At 28.7% G+C, this 15,530-nt stretch carries 16 protein-coding genes; 13 read left to right on the top strand and 3 right to left on the bottom strand.

The genetic code is table 11. The features are described 5' to 3' along the window. The first annotated feature begins 152 nt into the window (after positions 1-152). From dnaX to ACQPUY_RS13510, 12 genes are all read left to right on the top strand, one after another. Entirely contained in the window at positions 153-1,772 is a 1,620-nt protein-coding gene (gene dnaX, locus ACQPUY_RS13565) for a DNA polymerase III subunit gamma/tau (protein WP_430841827.1), read from the top strand. Positions 1,773-1,897: 125 nt separating this feature from the next. After that, positions 1,898-2,242 carry a YbaB/EbfC family nucleoid-associated protein gene (locus ACQPUY_RS13560; protein ID WP_430841825.1) on the top strand — a complete coding sequence of 115 codons (345 nt, stop codon included), beginning with the start codon at positions 1,898-1,900 and terminating at the stop codon, positions 2,240-2,242. Between the two features lie 68 nt (positions 2,243-2,310). Beyond that, positions 2,311-2,907: a recombination mediator RecR gene (gene recR / locus ACQPUY_RS13555; protein ID WP_066889083.1), complete on the top strand. Its 597-nt coding sequence runs from the start codon at positions 2,311-2,313 to the stop codon at positions 2,905-2,907. Positions 2,908-2,922: 15 nt separating this feature from the next. Continuing rightward, positions 2,923-4,458: a cardiolipin synthase gene (cls, locus tag ACQPUY_RS13550; protein ID WP_430841823.1), complete on the top strand. Its 1,536-nt coding sequence runs from the start codon at positions 2,923-2,925 to the stop codon at positions 4,456-4,458. Positions 4,459-4,533: 75 nt separating this feature from the next. Continuing rightward, positions 4,534-4,791 carry a DUF2508 family protein gene (locus ACQPUY_RS13545; protein WP_430841821.1) on the top strand — a complete coding sequence of 86 codons (258 nt, stop codon included), beginning with the start codon at positions 4,534-4,536 and terminating at the stop codon, positions 4,789-4,791. Between the two features lie 44 nt (positions 4,792-4,835). Then, positions 4,836-5,084, top strand: a complete 249-nt coding sequence (locus tag ACQPUY_RS13540) for a pro-sigmaK processing inhibitor BofA family protein (protein ID WP_430841819.1) — start codon at positions 4,836-4,838, stop codon at positions 5,082-5,084. Positions 5,085-5,376: 292 nt separating this feature from the next. Then, positions 5,377-5,544 carry a hypothetical protein gene (locus ACQPUY_RS13535; RefSeq protein WP_430841817.1) on the top strand — a complete coding sequence of 56 codons (168 nt, stop codon included), beginning with the start codon at positions 5,377-5,379 and terminating at the stop codon, positions 5,542-5,544. A gap of 18 nt (positions 5,545-5,562) precedes the next feature. Beyond that, entirely contained in the window at positions 5,563-6,009 is a 447-nt protein-coding gene (mscL, locus tag ACQPUY_RS13530) for a large-conductance mechanosensitive channel protein MscL (RefSeq protein ID WP_430841815.1), read from the top strand. Positions 6,010-6,227: 218 nt separating this feature from the next. Continuing rightward, positions 6,228-7,304: a pyridoxal-phosphate-dependent aminotransferase family protein gene (locus ACQPUY_RS13525; RefSeq protein ID WP_430841813.1), complete on the top strand. Its 1,077-nt coding sequence runs from the start codon at positions 6,228-6,230 to the stop codon at positions 7,302-7,304. A 137-nt stretch (positions 7,305-7,441) separates the two neighbouring features. Next, positions 7,442-8,347, top strand: coding sequence for a D-2-hydroxyacid dehydrogenase (locus ACQPUY_RS13520; protein WP_430841811.1), 906 nt, complete (start codon positions 7,442-7,444; stop codon positions 8,345-8,347). 23 nt (positions 8,348-8,370) lie between these two features. Continuing rightward, positions 8,371-9,606 carry a DUF1015 domain-containing protein gene (locus ACQPUY_RS13515; protein ID WP_430841809.1) on the top strand — a complete coding sequence of 412 codons (1,236 nt, stop codon included), beginning with the start codon at positions 8,371-8,373 and terminating at the stop codon, positions 9,604-9,606. A 148-nt stretch (positions 9,607-9,754) separates the two neighbouring features. After that, on the top strand, positions 9,755-10,261 hold the full coding sequence (locus tag ACQPUY_RS13510) for a COG2426 family protein (protein WP_430841807.1): 507 nt from the start codon (positions 9,755-9,757) through the stop codon (positions 10,259-10,261). Positions 10,262-10,553: 292 nt separating this feature from the next. Here the strand turns inward: ACQPUY_RS13510 and ACQPUY_RS13505 are convergent, their stop codons facing one another. After that, positions 10,554-11,246 (bottom strand): 5'-methylthioadenosine/adenosylhomocysteine nucleosidase, encoded by a 693-nt coding sequence (locus ACQPUY_RS13505; protein ID WP_430841805.1) that lies wholly within the window; start codon positions 11,244-11,246, stop codon positions 10,554-10,556. Between the two features lie 234 nt (positions 11,247-11,480). Between ACQPUY_RS13505 and ACQPUY_RS13500 the strand changes: the two genes are divergently transcribed. Next, positions 11,481-12,242, top strand: a complete 762-nt coding sequence (locus ACQPUY_RS13500) for a tRNA threonylcarbamoyladenosine dehydratase (RefSeq protein ID WP_430841803.1) — start codon at positions 11,481-11,483, stop codon at positions 12,240-12,242. A gap of 27 nt (positions 12,243-12,269) precedes the next feature. Here the strand turns inward: ACQPUY_RS13500 and ACQPUY_RS13495 are convergent, their stop codons facing one another. Together ACQPUY_RS13495 and ACQPUY_RS13490 are read right to left on the bottom strand one after the other, a co-directional pair. Next, positions 12,270-13,139, bottom strand: a complete 870-nt coding sequence (locus tag ACQPUY_RS13495; RefSeq protein WP_430841801.1) for a helix-turn-helix domain-containing protein — start codon at positions 13,137-13,139, stop codon at positions 12,270-12,272. Positions 13,140-13,613: 474 nt separating this feature from the next. Continuing rightward, positions 13,614-15,065, bottom strand: coding sequence for an arylsulfatase (locus tag ACQPUY_RS13490; protein WP_430841799.1), 1,452 nt, complete (start codon positions 15,063-15,065; stop codon positions 13,614-13,616). Between the last annotated feature and the right edge of the window lie 465 nt (positions 15,066-15,530).

Here is a 15,530-nt window from a genome sequence, read left to right as displayed (position 1 = left end):
ATTACGAGTGAAATTGATATGCAGGATTTTATAATCGCACTTGCATGATGAAAAAAATAAAATGAAGGATTTGAAATTAAAACTTTCAAACTTCATTAATTTTCATCTTTAGTCTATAATATAAGTAAATAATTAAAATAAGGAATGATTTTATGGGATATACAGCTTTATATAGAGAATGGAGACCACAAAATTTCTATGATATTGTTGGTCAAGAACATATAACGACTACAGTTAAGAATCAAATATTAAATGATAGAATAGCTCATGCATATCTTTTCTGTGGAACAAGAGGAACTGGTAAAACAACAACAGCTAAGGTTTTTGCTAAGGCTTTAAATTGCCTTGATTTACATGATGGAGAACCTTGTAATAAATGTGAAATGTGCCAAAAGATAAATGAAGGCTTAGCTATAGATGTTACAGAACTTGATGCTGCATCTAATAATGGTGTTGATAAAATTAGAGATATTATAGATGATGTTAAATATCCTCCTCAAGAATGTAGATTTAAAGTTTATATTATGGACGAAGTTCATATGTTATCTACAGGGGCTGTTAATGCATTTTTAAAGACTCTAGAGGAACCACCAAAGAACGTAATATTTATTCTGGCAACAACAGATCCACAGAAGTTACCTATTACTATTCTTTCAAGATGTCAAAGATTTGATTTTAAAAGAATAAATAATAATGAAATTACAGCTAGACTTAGAAAGATAGTTAATGAACAAAATGCATTGGCAGATGATAAGAGTTTGAATTTAATTGCAAGAGTTTCTGATGGAGCTATGAGAGATGCTTTAAGTATATTAGATCAAGCAATATCTATGGGAAATGGAGCAGTAGAATATGATGTTCTTGTAAATATGCTAGGGCTTGTTACTAATGATAATTTATTTAATTTAACTAATGCAGTTATTCAAAGGAATGTTGAAAAATCTATAAGTATAATAGATGAAGTAGTATATGCAGGAAAAGACCTATATCTTTTTATTAAGGATTTAATTAATCATTATAGAAATATCCTTATGGCTAAGGTTACTAATAATCCTGAAGAAGTATTGGATATGTCTGAAGAAAATATTGCGTTAATTAAGGAGCAAGCATCAAAAGTTAGGGCAGAAGAAGTTATGAGATGCATTAGAATACTTCAAGAGGCTGAAGGAAATGCGAAATTAAGTAAACAAGCAAGATTATATTTGGAACTATCTATTATCAAAATGTGTAAAATAGAATATGATACTTCTAATGAGGTTATTTTAAGTAGGATTAATAAACTTGAAGAAGGGCTAAAAAATGGTAGCCTTAAGGTTGTAAGCGCAGCTTCAATTGAAGGTGAAACTCATAAAAGAGAAGGTATTAATAGAGAAGCTAAAAAAGAAGTTAAGAAAACCATAAGTCATAACATTAGTGGTAATGAAAATTCTAAGGTAACATTAGAAGATATTCAAAGATCATGGAAAGATATTTTAGAAAGATTTAAGGCTAGAAGAAAAATGATAGTTTATGCGTCTATGGTAACAGGGAAGCCTATTGAATGTAAAAATGGAATTTTAACTATAGAGTATGAAGATCAATTTAAGTTCAATAAAGACAGATTAGAAAAACCTGAAAATAGAACTGTTATACAAGAAGTATTAGCAGAAATATTTAGAGAAGATATAAAGATTGTATTTGAAGTTGAAGAACCTACAGGAAATAATAAGTCAACAGAAGATATGCTAATAGAGTCTTTAGGAGCTGATATGGTAGATATTTTAGATGAATAATATCTACATAAATAATAGGAGAAATAACAATAATAAAAATAAAATTAATAATGGCTTAAATATAGTAAAATAAAGAGAAATACTATATAATAAAGAATAGATTTTTATAAAAGGAGGATGTTTTTATGGCAAGAGGAGGATTCCCAGGCGGATTTGGGGGAGGAAATATGAATAACCTAATGAAGCAAGCACAAAAACTTCAAAAGGAAATGGAGCAAATGCAAAAGGACCTAGAAACAAAAGAGTTTGAGGTTTCAGTAGGTGGTGGAGCCGTAGTTGTAAAGGCAAATGGTAAGAAGGAAGTTGTTTCTATTAATATAAAGCCAGAAGTAGTAGATGCTGATGATGTTGAAATGTTAGAAGATTTAGTACTAAGCGCAGTAAATGAGGCTTTAAGAAAAGCTGAAGAAGAAAGCGCAAATAAAATGGGAAAATTAACTGGCGGAATGAACATACCAGGATTATTTTAAATAATTTAAACTAAGGGCGAATTTCATTTCGCCTTTTTATGTATTTATTTTACGGAAAGGATGATTTTATGGATTTTTATCCAGTTGCTATAGAAAAGCTTATTGAAGAATTTGCCAAGCTACCAAGTATAGGGCAAAAAACAGCTCAAAGATTAGCTCTACATGTTTTAAATCTTCCTGAAGATGAAGTTAGAGAATTTGCAGATGCTTTAGTTAAAGCTAGAGGAACTATAAAATATTGTTCAATTTGTGGAAACTTTACAGATTCAGATCCTTGTGCAATATGTTCTAATCCAAGTAGGGATAAGGATATAATTTGTGTAGTTGAACAACCAAAGGATATAATGACAATGGAAAAAGTTAAAGAGTACAACGGAACTTATCATGTTCTTCATGGAAATTTATCACCAATGCAAGGAAGAGGACCACAAGATATAAGAATAAGAGAGTTAGTTGCAAGAATGAGCGCTGATGTAAAAGAAGTAATACTTGCTACTAATCCAAATATTGAAGGCGAAGCAACTGCTATGTATATATCAAGAATATTAAAGCCTTTAAATATCAGAGTAACTAGAATAGCGTCAGGTATTCCTGTTGGAGGAGACTTAGAATATGCTGATGAAGTAACTCTTTCAAAGGCCCTTGAGGGAAGAAAAGAAATATAGATTAAAGGTGAATATATGACTAAGATATTAAAATTTTTATTTAGTAGAATGGTTATTATAGGTTTACTTATTCTTATACAACTTGGAATATTAATATTTACTATATGGAAGCTATCAGAATCCTTTGTATACCTATATGGTTTATTTATTGCAATAAGTATATTTGCTGCAATATATATAGTCAGTACAAAGGATAATCCATCTTATAAGTTGGCATGGATAATACCTGTTTTACTTGTACCTGTTTTTGGTGGATTGTTTTATTTAATATTTGGTTCAAGAAGAACTACTAAAAAATTTAGAAGACGAATGATTAATATTCATAATGAAACAGCTAAATATCTAAAACAAGATAATGATGTTTTAAAGGAAATTGAAGAAGATGATAAATCAGTTGCCAATCAAGTCAAATATTTAAATAACTATGCAGCGAGTCCTATATATAAAAATACTACAACAAGATATTTATCTCCTGGAGAAGAATTCTTTGAAGAACTTAAAAAAGAATTGAAAAAAGCTAAAAAGTATATATTTATGGAATACTTTATAATTCATGAAGGAGTAATGTGGGATAGTATTTTAGAAATCTTGGAGGAAAAAGTACAAGAAGGTGTAGATGTTAGGTTAATATATGATGATATGGGGTGCCTTCAGACACTTCCATATAAATATTATGAAAAATTAAGACAAAAGGGAATAAAATGTGTAGTGTTTAATCCATTTGTTCCATTTTTATCTGTAGTTATGAATAACAGAGATCATAGAAAAATTACAATTATTGATGGCCATACAGCCTTTACTGGAGGGATAAACTTAGCAGATGAATATATTAATGAAATCGTTAGGTTTGGTCACTGGAAAGATGCAGCTATAATATTAAAGGGAGAGGCAGTTTGGAATTTTACTATGATGTTTCTTCAGGTTTGGAAATTTAATTGTGGAGAAAAAGAAGATTATGATAAATATAGACCATCAGTTAATTATTTAAAGCCTTTCGAAAGTGATGGGTATGTTCAGCCTTATGGTGATAGTCCTTTAGATGATGAAACTGTTGGAGAGTATGTTTATTTAAATATTATCAATAAGGCAAGGGATTATATTTATATAAATACTCCTTACTTAATAGTAGATAATGAATTAGTAACAGCCTTAACATTAGCTGCAAAAAGTGGAGTTGAAGTTATTATAGTAACTCCTCATATTGAAGATAAATGGTATGTACACTTAGTAACTAGGGCATATTATGCTCAATTGATAGAAGCGGGTGTAAAAATATATGAATATACACCAGGTTTTATTCATTCAAAAACTTTCGTATCGGATGATAAAATTGGTGTTGTCGGAACAATAAATATGGATTATAGAAGTCTTTATTTACATTTTGAAAATGGTGTATTATTATATAAAACCAAATCAGTTATGGAAATAAAAGAAGACTTTTTAGAGACATTAAATGTTTGTCAAGAAATTACAATTGAGGATTGTCATAAAATTAAGTGGTCAAATAGATTTATTACAGCTATATTAAGAGTTTTTGCGCCTTTATTATAAAAAATCTTATTTCTCCTGAATATTCCTGTTAAAAAATGGATAATAATTTAATAAGAGTATTTAGGAGGAATTAGAATGGATATTAATACTATTTTAGATTTTTTAATGAAAAGTATGGATAAAAACAAGAATGAATATAGTGAAGAAGATATTGTGTTATTGACTAATATTGAAGAAACAATTAAAGAGATGGAAGTAGCTAGATCTCTCTTTAATTCTGTAAGTGATCCTAAATTAATTGAACTAGCAATTCATGCAGAAGATGCAGCCAAAACAAGATATGATTATTTAATAAGTATGGCTAAAAGTAGGGACTTAAGAAGAATAGATTAATATTATTTTTTGCTAATGAATAGAATTAAGTGGAGGGGATTTATATGGATTTAAATTTAGTAGTTTATGGACTAGTTGGACTAGTATTACTTTATTTATTAATAAAGTTATTAAAATGGCCACTTAAAATTTTAATAAACGGAGTTATAGGAATAGTATTATTATACTGTACAAACTTACTGGGTACTTATTTTGGATTTACAATAGGTATAAATTGGATAACAGCATTGATTGCCGGGTTCTTAGGAGTTCCTGGGGTTATATTTTTAGTAATATTTCAATTATTTTTATAAATTAATTGAAGAAAATTTCGTATAAAATTACTAAGGTGGACTATCGTTTTGTTTTAATGATAGTCCACATTTTTATGGAGTAAATTTATATAGCTCCTTGTTTTTGTGAGAGAGGGAACATAATAGTTCCCAAAAGTTTATATAGATGGGAGTTAGAAGTTTTTTTCTTTATTAATGAGTGAAAAGCTTCTTATAAAATCAATATATGGAAATGAATAAATGTGGTTACTAGTATTTTGAAAATAATGTGATAAAATAGCTATATTAAAAATTATTTTAAGGAGAGGGTAATATGCCAGCGGGAAATGGAGTAAATTGTAGTTACTGTCCAGAACATAAAAAGACTTGTAATGGGGATGATAAAGGGTGTTTATGTTATAAATGTCCAAGGCATCTAGGACAATGCATATGTGTTAAATATTGTAGAGAAACAGAATCGATATTAATATTCGATAAGTAATTTTAGGAGGAATTATAAATGGGTGAAAAAGGAAAAAAGTTTATAAATGAATTTAAAGAATTTGCATTAAAGGGAAATGTATTAGATTTAGCAATTGGGGTTATTATTGGGGGAGCATTTAATAAAATAGTATCATCATTAGTAAGCGATATAATAATGCCACCAATTGGAGCTATAACTGGAGGGGTAGATTTTAAAGATCTTAAGTATATATTAAAGCCAGGAGTAGATGGTGCTGATGCAGTTACATTAAATTATGGGGCTTTTATTCAAAATGTAGTAGATTTTTTAATTATAGCTCTTTCAATATTTATATTTATTAAAGTAATTTCTAAATTAAATAGAAAGAAAGCTGAAGTTAAGGAAGAAGAGATTGAAGTTGAAGAACCAAAACTAACACTAGAACAAGAATTATTAACAGAAATTAGAGATTTATTAAAGAAAAATAATAGTGGCCAAATCTAAAGTTTTTACATAAATTAATAATAAAAAGTACTTTAGGGCTAAAAGTAAAAAATATTCTTTTAATTAACAAAAGAATATTTATGGTAATAAATTTGTAAATTATTAAAGAACATTCGAACTAACTAACAAAACAGTTGTTAAAAATGTAAAAAAGTAGTAAAATTAACAATAAAAATAAGCGATAAGTAAAATAAAAAATTTATAATGGGGGAAAACGCATGCATAAAAAGCTATTTATTCCTGGACCAGTTGAGGTTAGGTCAGATGTATTAGAGCAATTGGCAAAACCTATGATTGGCCACAGAAGCAAAGAAGCTTCTGAGATTCAAAGAAGAATCAGTGACAACTTAAGAAAACTGTTTTTCACTGAAAGTGAAATATTATTGTCAACTACATCAGGTAGTGGACTTATGGAAGGGGCCATAAGATCGTGTACAGCAAAGAGGGCAGCTGTATTTTCCGTGGGGGCATTTGGAAAACGATGGTATGAAATGGCTGTTTATAATAATGTTCCTGCTGATATTTTTGAAGTAGAGATGGGTAAAGCCATATCTCCAGAAATGGTTGATAAAGAACTTTCAACAGGAAAATATGATTTAGTAGCAGTAACTCATAATGAAACATCAACAGGTATAATGAACCCTGTTAAAGAAATAGGAGAAGTTGTTAAGAAATATCCAGAGGTGGTATTTATAGTGGATACTGTAAGCTCTGCAGCTGGAACAAAGATAGAAGTGGATAATTGGGGAATAGATGTATGTATAACATCAAGCCAAAAGGCATTAGGACTGCCTCCTGGACTAGCTGTATGTACATTCTCTAATAAGGCAAAAGAAAGAGCTGAAAAAGTACCTAATAGAGGATTTTATCTAGACTTATTAGCATTATATAAATATATCCAAAAGAAAGATTATCAGTATCCGTCAACACCATCAATACCACATATGTATGCTCTTGATTATCAACTAGACTATATATTAAATAAGGAAGGTCTAGAAAATAGATTTGAAAGACATTTAGAAATGGCTAAGGTGGTTAGAGCGTGGGCAAAGAAGTATTTTGAGTTATTTCCAGATGAAAATTACTTATCTAATACCTTAACAACTGTAAAAAATAATAGGGGTATAGATGTTTCAGCTTTAAATAAGGAATTAGGTAAGAGGGGGTTCCAAATATCTAATGGATACGGAAGCTTAAAGGACAAGACATTTAGAATAGCACATATGGCAGATTGTCAAATGAAAGATATTCAAGAACTTTTAAGTAATATAAATAATATTTTAGGTTTGGAATAGGACTAAGTAAATTAAGCAATAAGCAGGTAATAAATTTGGCAGAAATATATATAATAAGAGTTTAGATTTATTTCTAAGCTCTTATTATCATAAATAACATTAATAAATGTATTTCTGTATTTAATAGGGGGTATAAAATGAATAAAATTTTAGTAAGTGATGGTTTGCAAGAGAAAGCTATTAATAATCTTGTAGCATTAGGCTTTCAAGTGATAGATAAACATTATGATAAACAAGAGTTAGGAGAAGCTCTTAAAGAATATGATGCTTTAATTATAAGATCAGCAACTAAGGTAACTAAGGATGTACTGGAGTCAGCTAAAGGTGGAAAGTTAAAATTAATAGTTAGAGCAGGTGTTGGTATAGATAATATAGATATATTAGCAGCAAAGGAATGTGGGATTACTGTAAGAAATACTCCAAATTCTAGTTCGGATTCTGTTGCTGAGCTTGCTTTAGCTCATATGTTTGCAGTGGCAAGATTTGTGGGAACTTCTAACTATACAATGAGAAACGGTGAATGGAATAAGAAAAAGTATGAGGGAGTAGAACTTAGGGGTAAGACTTTAGGCATTGTAGGGATGGGAAGAATAGGAAAATCACTAGCTAGAAAAGCTACTGCTTTAGGGATGAAGGTTGTATATAATGATGCTTTCGGAAAAGTATATGATATAAAGTATGAATATTTAGATTTAAAAAACTTATTGGCTATTTCAGATTTTATTTCTCTTCATGTTCCTTATGATAAAAATGTTGGTTCTCTAATAGGAAAAGATGAATTAAAATTAATTAAGGATGGATCTTATTTAATTAATTGTGCAAGAGGAAAAGTAGTAGATGAAGAAGCTTTATTAGAAGCATTAGACAGTGGTAAGATTGCAGGAGCAGGTATTGATGTATTTGAAGTGGAACCAAATACTAATGAAGCATTAGTTAATCATCCGAGAGTTAGTTGTACACCTCATATAGGGGCATCAACTATGGAAGCTCAAGAAAGAATTGGAGATGAAGTAGTCTCAGTAATTAAAGAGTTTTTTAGCTAGGCTAAATTATAGGAGGAATATTAATGGCAATAATTAGACCTTTTAAGGCTATAAGGCCTATAAAAGAACTTGGAGAAAAAATTGCAGCATTACCTTATGATGTAATGAATAGTGATGAAGCTAGAGAGAGGGTAAAGGATAATCCTTATTCATTTTTACATGTAGATAAGGCAGAAGTTGATTTGCCAGAAGAAATAGATGTATATGATGATAGGGTTTATGAAAAGGCAAAAGAAAATTTAGATAAAATGATTGATGATGGATTATATATAGAAGATACAAAGCCTAATTACTATATTTATAGACAGGTTATGAATGGTAGAAGTCAAACAGGGCTTGTAGCTTGTGCTTCAATAGATGATTATACTAATAATATTATTAAAAAACATGAATTAACAAGAGAAGAAAAAGAAATTGATAGAATAAATCACGTTTATAAATGTGGAGCTCATACTGGGCCTATTTTCCTAACCTATAGAGAAAATAAGAATATTTCAAATATAGTGAATGAATGGGTCAAGAAGGAACCAATATATGATTTCAAAGCTGATGATGGAATAATTCATACTGTCTGGATTATAGATGATGAAGGTACGGTAAATAGGTTACAGGATTTATTTAAAACAGTAAAATATTTATATATAGCTGATGGACATCATAGATCAGCTTCAGCAGTTAAAGTTGGCCATATAAAAAGGGCAGAAAAAGAAAGCTATACGGGAGAAGAGGAATTCAATTTCTTTTTATCTATATCATATCCGGATAGTGAATTAGAAGTATTGGATTATAATAGAACAGTCAAGGATTTAAATGGACTTTCTAAAGATGATTTTTTAAGTAAGGTAAAGGAAAACTTTGAAGTTGTTGAAAGTAAAGAACAAGTTAAACCAAAGGGAAAACACACTTTTGGAATGTACTTAGAAGATCAATGGTATTTATTGAAGGCTAAGAATGGAATATTTAATCCAGATGATCCTGTAGATAGATTAGATGTATCAATACTTCAAAACAGTTTACTAAAACCAATACTAGGAATAGATGATCCTAGAAAATCAAAAAGAATAAAATTTATAGGTGGTATAAGGGGGCTTAATGAACTTGAAAGAAGAGCTAAAACAGATATGAAAATTAGTTTTTCAATGTATCCAACAACTATTGAAGATATAATGGCAATTGCAGATAGTGGAGAAATAATGCCACCAAAATCAACTTGGTTTGAACCAAAACCTAGAAGTGGACTATTTATTCACAAATTCTAGTTTATTTAAATCTAGACTCTTATATTCAAAGACTAAAACGTATAAAAGGGGACTTGAATACTATGTATTTATTATGTAATCTTATATAGAGTAATAATTTTACTTAAAATAAATAATGTTAAAAAATATATAGTATAAGGAGTAGATTATGACAGATTCATTAATTAATTGGTTTACTAGTACATTAAATTTCATGCCAAAGGAACTTGTAGCGTTTATAATATCAATGGTACCTATTTTAGAGTTGAGAGGTGGCTTAATTGCAGCTTCTTTATTAGGAATTGGAGTATTTAATGCTATATTTTTATGTATTTTAGGAAATATAGTTCCTATTCCATTCATTTTATTTTTCATTACTCCAATATTTAATTGGATGAAAAAAACTAAGCTATTTAGACCTATGGTTGAAAAGTTAGAAAAGAAATCAATGGCTAAAAGTGAACAAATTCAAAAATATGAATTTTGGGGACTTGCATTATTTGTTGGAGTGCCTCTACCAGGAACAGGTGCTTGGACAGGAGCGCTTATAGCAGCATTACTTGGTATTAAAACTAAGAAGGCATCCTTAGCAATTTTTGTAGGCTTAATAATAGCAACAATAATAATGACTATTATATCATATGGAATTCCATGGGTAATTCAAACAATGGCTTAAAATATATTGATTTATAAGAATAAGACTCCTTAGTGAGTCTTTCTTTATTCTTTAGGAAATTATAAGGAGGTTACCCTGTGAATAATTTTTTATAATTTCCTTCCATCAGCTCTGAAGTGCTTCTATTAATTTTGCGATGACTTGGAGCTTGCGACGGAATAAGCAAAATTATATAGAAGTACTTTTTTATTTTAAAGAGACAAAAATAATCTTTAAATTTTAGGGGTGAAATGTAATATTGCTTTTTCCAAAGATCCGCTTCAAGTCAACGCAATATTACATTTATATCCCTCTAAAGTTTTTGAAGCATGTTCTTTAATATTTTAGTTGAGTTTCTAACTGCTATAGGAATAAATTTTTCATAATCCATATGAGCGCCATTGTTAGCATTGTCTGAAATAGATCTAATAACTACGCATGGAATATTATTCAAGTAGCATACTTGGGCTATGCTAGCACCTTCCATTTCACAAGCCATAGCATTGAATTCTTTTTCAAACCATTGAATTTTATCCACACTTGAAATAAATTGATCCCCAGAAATTATTCTACCTGAGAAAGTATTTATTCCTTTAATTTCTTCACAAGCGTCTAAAGCAGCTTTAATTAAAGTTTTATCACATTTAAAATCAAAGGTATCTAATCTCGGAATTTGACCATGAGGATCTCCAAAGGCTGTTGTATCCATATCGTGTTGAACTAAGTTAGTTCCGATTACAACATCTCCAGGATAAATATCCTTACCAATTCCTCCTGCAACTCCTACATTTATTATAGAAGTAACATTAAATTCAGATATTAATATTTGAGAGCAAACAGCAGCATTAACCTTACCAATTCCACAGACTACTGCAATAATATCTTTATTATCTAAAGTACCTTTATAGAATGTCATATTAGCTTTTTTAGTTTCTTCTTTAATATCCATATCCTTTAAAAGAAGTTCTAACTCTTCTGTCATTGCGCTTATAATTCCTAAAACCATAAATTATCCTCCTTAAATTTATATTATGTATAAATTAAATCTTTTAATATCTTAACATATTATATATATTATTTAAATAAAATATATAATTTACTACTTTTTTACTTATTAGATTTTAAATGTTTTAATTTGAAATAAAAATATTGTTGTTTATAATTAAATAATGTTCTAAAATAAGATATATTAAATTTAAATATTTTTGTGAAAGCAATAATGTAAAAAGGAGAGAAATTAATGATACAACATCCATTATCTAGGACAGAGTTACTTGTAGGAAATGAAGGACTAGAGAAATTAAGAAATGCGAAAGTAATGGTATTTGGTGTTGGTGGAGTAGGAAGCTTTGCAGTAGAAGCTTTAACTAGAGCTGGAGTAGGTACTTTAATATTAGTAGATGATGACACTGTTTGTCTAACAAATTTAAATAGACAAATACATGCTACATATAACACAATAAGTAAAGTTAAAGTTGAAGTTATGAAGGAAAGAGTACTATCTATAAATAGAAAGTGCAATGTTATAACTCATCAAATATTTGTAACACCTGAAAACTTAAGTGAGTTAATTCCAGATGATGTTGACTATGTAATAGATGCTATAGATACAGTTTCAGCTAAAATTGCATTAGCACAATATTGTTATGAAAAGGGAATTAATATAATCGCTTCAATGGGTACAGGAAATAAATTAGATCCAACACAATTTAAGGTTTCTGATATATATAATACTAAAGTTTGCCCGTTAGCTAAAGTTATGAGATATGAGCTTAGAAAAAGAGGAGTTAAGAAACTTAAAGTAGTATATTCAGAAGAGAAGCCAATGAAGCCAAAAGAAGAAGACGTAGTAACTTGTAAGACTGGATGCGTTTGTACAGGTGGTACTAAAAAGTGTGCATCTAAAAGACAAATACCAGGAAGCATATCTTTTGTTCCTCCAGTAGCAGGGATGATTTTAGGTGGAGAGGTGATAAAATCTATTTTAGATGTAAATAAATAATAAAAAAGCTGAATTATTTCAGCTTTTTTATATATTATCTGAATTTGAGTTTTCAATTCTATAGTTTTTAGGTGTTATCCCTGAGATTCTTTTAAACATTTGACTGAAATAAGAAGAGTTAGAGAAACCAACTATAGAGGAAATATCTCTAATTGAATAATTAGTTGTAGCAAGAAGGTTTTTTGCTTCTTGAATACGTTTGTTTATAACATAATTTATTGGCGATATACCTATTTGCTTAGTAAAAGTATGAACTAAGTGAAATTTATTCATATAGGATAAGTCAGATAGATAGTCTAAAGTTATATTTTGTGAATAATGAGAGTCTATATAATTTTTGATTTTTATACATTCTAGGTTAAGCTTTTCTTGGGATTCTTCTACGAATAGTAATGATGTTGTGCTTCGAATGATGTGTGTTATGAATAAAGTGAGTATACTTTTACAAACAATTTCGTAATTAAATTCCTTGTGTTCTATTTCGTTAATTAGTTTGTTAAAATAATCTAGAATTAAATCTTTATCTTTAGTAAAATTCATTATTTCATACAGTTTTATTTGCTTTTCATTATCTGTTAGGCTATAGGAGTTAGGAAAATTTAAAAGAAGATTATCTACTCCAAGTACTATATACTCTAAAGGTATATCAGATAAAGAAGATTTCTCTGTATGTAAACAGTTTGGATTGATTACAATTAGGTCCCATTTATTAACATTCACAATTTTATCATCTAACTGAAAATCCCCTTTTCCATCAGTTATAAAAAATATTTCTGTAAAAGGGTGAAAGTGAGCTGTGCTATGCCAATCGTTTTCAAATTTAGATTTACTAATGTAAAGTAGATTATAGTTAGGATCATAGTTATTTTTATTTATTAAATATCTAGTGTTTCCCATTTTATCCCCCCATTCTAGATACATTTATTTTATTATATCACAATATATATAAGTTGATAATATTGTTATTGCAGCAATATTATTACAAAATGACACAATAATGTTATGTTTCAATGATTTTTCTATAATAAATTTAAATTATAGAAAAGAAAAGCATTAATCTAATTTAAATTATATATTTAAATTGTATAAGTTTATTGCTTAATAGTAAGAGATACATATAACACAGTTATATGTATCTCTTACTATTTAAGAAATTATAAAAATGTTATCCTGTGAATAACGTTTTATAATTTCCATCCTTTAGCTCTGAAGTGCATCTATTAATTTTGTGATGACTTGGAGCGAATGCGACGGAATAAGCAAAATTATATAGAAGTACTTTTTTATAGCTAGATTATATTTAATTAAATATTCTATTAGATTTCAATCTAAAAGCTAAATCATAATATGTTTCACAAAATCTTAAATAATTTATAATATGTGAGATAATGTATTTATAGGCTTGCAACCTTCTTTAAGGCTAACCCCATCGCTATAACCTTCTTCTCTTCCATTTAACTCTTTAATTAAACAATTTCTTAAATAGTTAATACGTTCTTGGTATGAAGGATTGTTGATTAAATTACATTCTTCTCTAGGATCTTCTTTTAGGTTGAAATATTGTTCTTCATTTTTTTCACTATACCATATAAATTTATCTGATATGGTAACAATAAAATGACTAGATAAATTAGAATGGAAGCTATGCTCACCATGTAAATATTCACGATTATTTTCTTTATCACCACAAATCTCTGGAACCAATGAGAAACCATCAACTTCATCTGGAATCTTTATTCCTGCAAAATCTAAAATAGTAGGCATTATATCTCTAAGTTCAACAAGGGTATCACTTCTAAATGGTGATTTATGTTTTATATTATCACCAACATGAATAATTAAAGGAATATGGGTACTGCCTTCATATGGAAATACCTTGCGATATAAATTGTTGTCAAATAAAAGTTCACCATGGTCAGATAAAAATAAGATAATGGAATCATCATAGCTTCCATCTTCAATTAATGAGGTAATAAGTCTACCTATTTGATGATCAACATGTGTTATACATGCATAATATCCACACATAGCTTCATGACGAAGATCTTTGTCCTTACAACCGTAAATTGAGTCTTTTATATTTCCATATTTTTCTGTAAGGCTTGAATCTACCCAATCACCACTTGCTGGTTCTCTTAAAGATTTATCTCTATATATATCAAAATAATTTTTAGGAGCATCAAAAGGTTGATGAGGTCGAACAAATGAGCTCATTAAGAAGAAGGGTTTTGTACGATCTCTAGTTTTTAAAAAGCGAATACTTTCATCTACTACCCAATTTGTAGGATGGAGTTTTTCTTCATAAATCCAAGGATGAGTAATCCAAGAATTACATTCAGGACCAGTTACATTAAAATCTGCATTTTGTCCTTCTCTATCTTTTAAATAATATAAATAATCATCAGTTACTTCTTGGTGCTGATAATGAGGAATATTACTACTTCTATAGTGACCTAGATATCCATCATGTAACTTTACATTATTAAAACCACAAGATAGACGAGGAGGATCTACATGCATTTTACCAATGCACTGGGTTTGATATCCATTATCAGATAATTCTTGTGCAAGCATATGCTCATAATTCCATGGAAGGCCATCTTCATAACCGACACGACCATGACTTTTTTGACTTTTTCCAGTAAATAATGCAACTCTAGCCGGAATGCAACTAGGACAAGCTGAATAGGCATTATCAAAATTTACACCAGTAGCTGCTAAAGTATCTAAGTAGGGTGTTTTTACATCAGGATGTCCATTAAAAGATAAGCAATCACCACGAAATTGATCACACATTAATAGTATAATATTTGGTTTATTCATATTAATTCCTTCTTTCTTGGAAAAAAATATATAATTATATATAATTTTGATTGTAAATGTTTATACAACAGATTATAACAAAGAAAATATTAGTAAACAATTATTTAGGGTTTTAAGAGCTAAAGTTAACAATATACTTAAATTATTAGAATATTTACTTTATGAAGTAATTATAAATCAGTCTAATTTCTAAAATAAAATTTTATATTTAGATTAAGTGAATATTTATATAATGTTACTTAATTTTATCTTGTTAACTTAATTGTATTAAAGAAAGTATGTACTTTATTTAATAAGACATTAATATAATTGTATTTTAGTCAGTTTTAAGATTGGAGATAAATTAAAGAATAATGTTATAAATAAATTTACCGATAACAATATATAAATAAAATATGACAATATAACTATAGAAAAAACGTTTACCAAGTATTACAATATAAATTGTAAGAAAACTTTTTATTT

The sequence above is a fragment of the Clostridium nigeriense genome (assembly GCF_050585245.1).
Lineage (GTDB): Bacteria > Bacillota > Clostridia > Clostridiales > Clostridiaceae > Clostridium > Clostridium nigeriense_A.
Note: the sequence above shows the minus strand (reverse complement) of the source record. Positions and strands in the feature narration are given on the sequence as shown.

Bases quoted from the DNA above. Each gene is read 5' to 3' on its own strand.
- ACQPUY_RS13500 (WP_430841803.1), top strand. From the start codon at position 11,481: ATGATACAACATCCATTATCTAGGACAGAGTTACTTGTAGGAAATGAA.
- ACQPUY_RS13560 (WP_430841825.1), top strand. From the start codon at position 1,898: ATGGCAAGAGGAGGATTCCCAGGCGGATTTGGGGGAGGAAATATGAAT.
- ACQPUY_RS13510 (WP_430841807.1), top strand. From the start codon at position 9,755: ATGACAGATTCATTAATTAATTGGTTTACTAGTACATTAAATTTCATG.
- ACQPUY_RS13495 (WP_430841801.1), bottom strand. From the start codon at position 13,139: ATGGGAAACACTAGATATTTAATAAATAAAAATAACTATGATCCTAAC.
- ACQPUY_RS13520 (WP_430841811.1), top strand. From the start codon at position 7,442: ATGAATAAAATTTTAGTAAGTGATGGTTTGCAAGAGAAAGCTATTAAT.
- ACQPUY_RS13540 (WP_430841819.1), top strand. From the start codon at position 4,836: ATGGATTTAAATTTAGTAGTTTATGGACTAGTTGGACTAGTATTACTT.
- ACQPUY_RS13490 (WP_430841799.1), bottom strand. From the start codon at position 15,065: ATGAATAAACCAAATATTATACTATTAATGTGTGATCAATTTCGTGGT.
- mscL (WP_430841815.1), top strand. From the start codon at position 5,563: ATGGGTGAAAAAGGAAAAAAGTTTATAAATGAATTTAAAGAATTTGCA.
- dnaX (WP_430841827.1), top strand. From the start codon at position 153: ATGGGATATACAGCTTTATATAGAGAATGGAGACCACAAAATTTCTAT.
- ACQPUY_RS13535 (WP_430841817.1), top strand. From the start codon at position 5,377: ATGCCAGCGGGAAATGGAGTAAATTGTAGTTACTGTCCAGAACATAAA.
- ACQPUY_RS13525 (WP_430841813.1), top strand. From the start codon at position 6,228: ATGCATAAAAAGCTATTTATTCCTGGACCAGTTGAGGTTAGGTCAGAT.
- cls (WP_430841823.1), top strand. From the start codon at position 2,923: ATGACTAAGATATTAAAATTTTTATTTAGTAGAATGGTTATTATAGGT.
- ACQPUY_RS13545 (WP_430841821.1), top strand. From the start codon at position 4,534: ATGGATATTAATACTATTTTAGATTTTTTAATGAAAAGTATGGATAAA.
- ACQPUY_RS13515 (WP_430841809.1), top strand. From the start codon at position 8,371: ATGGCAATAATTAGACCTTTTAAGGCTATAAGGCCTATAAAAGAACTT.
- recR (WP_066889083.1), top strand. From the start codon at position 2,311: ATGGATTTTTATCCAGTTGCTATAGAAAAGCTTATTGAAGAATTTGCC.
- ACQPUY_RS13505 (WP_430841805.1), bottom strand. From the start codon at position 11,246: ATGGTTTTAGGAATTATAAGCGCAATGACAGAAGAGTTAGAACTTCTT.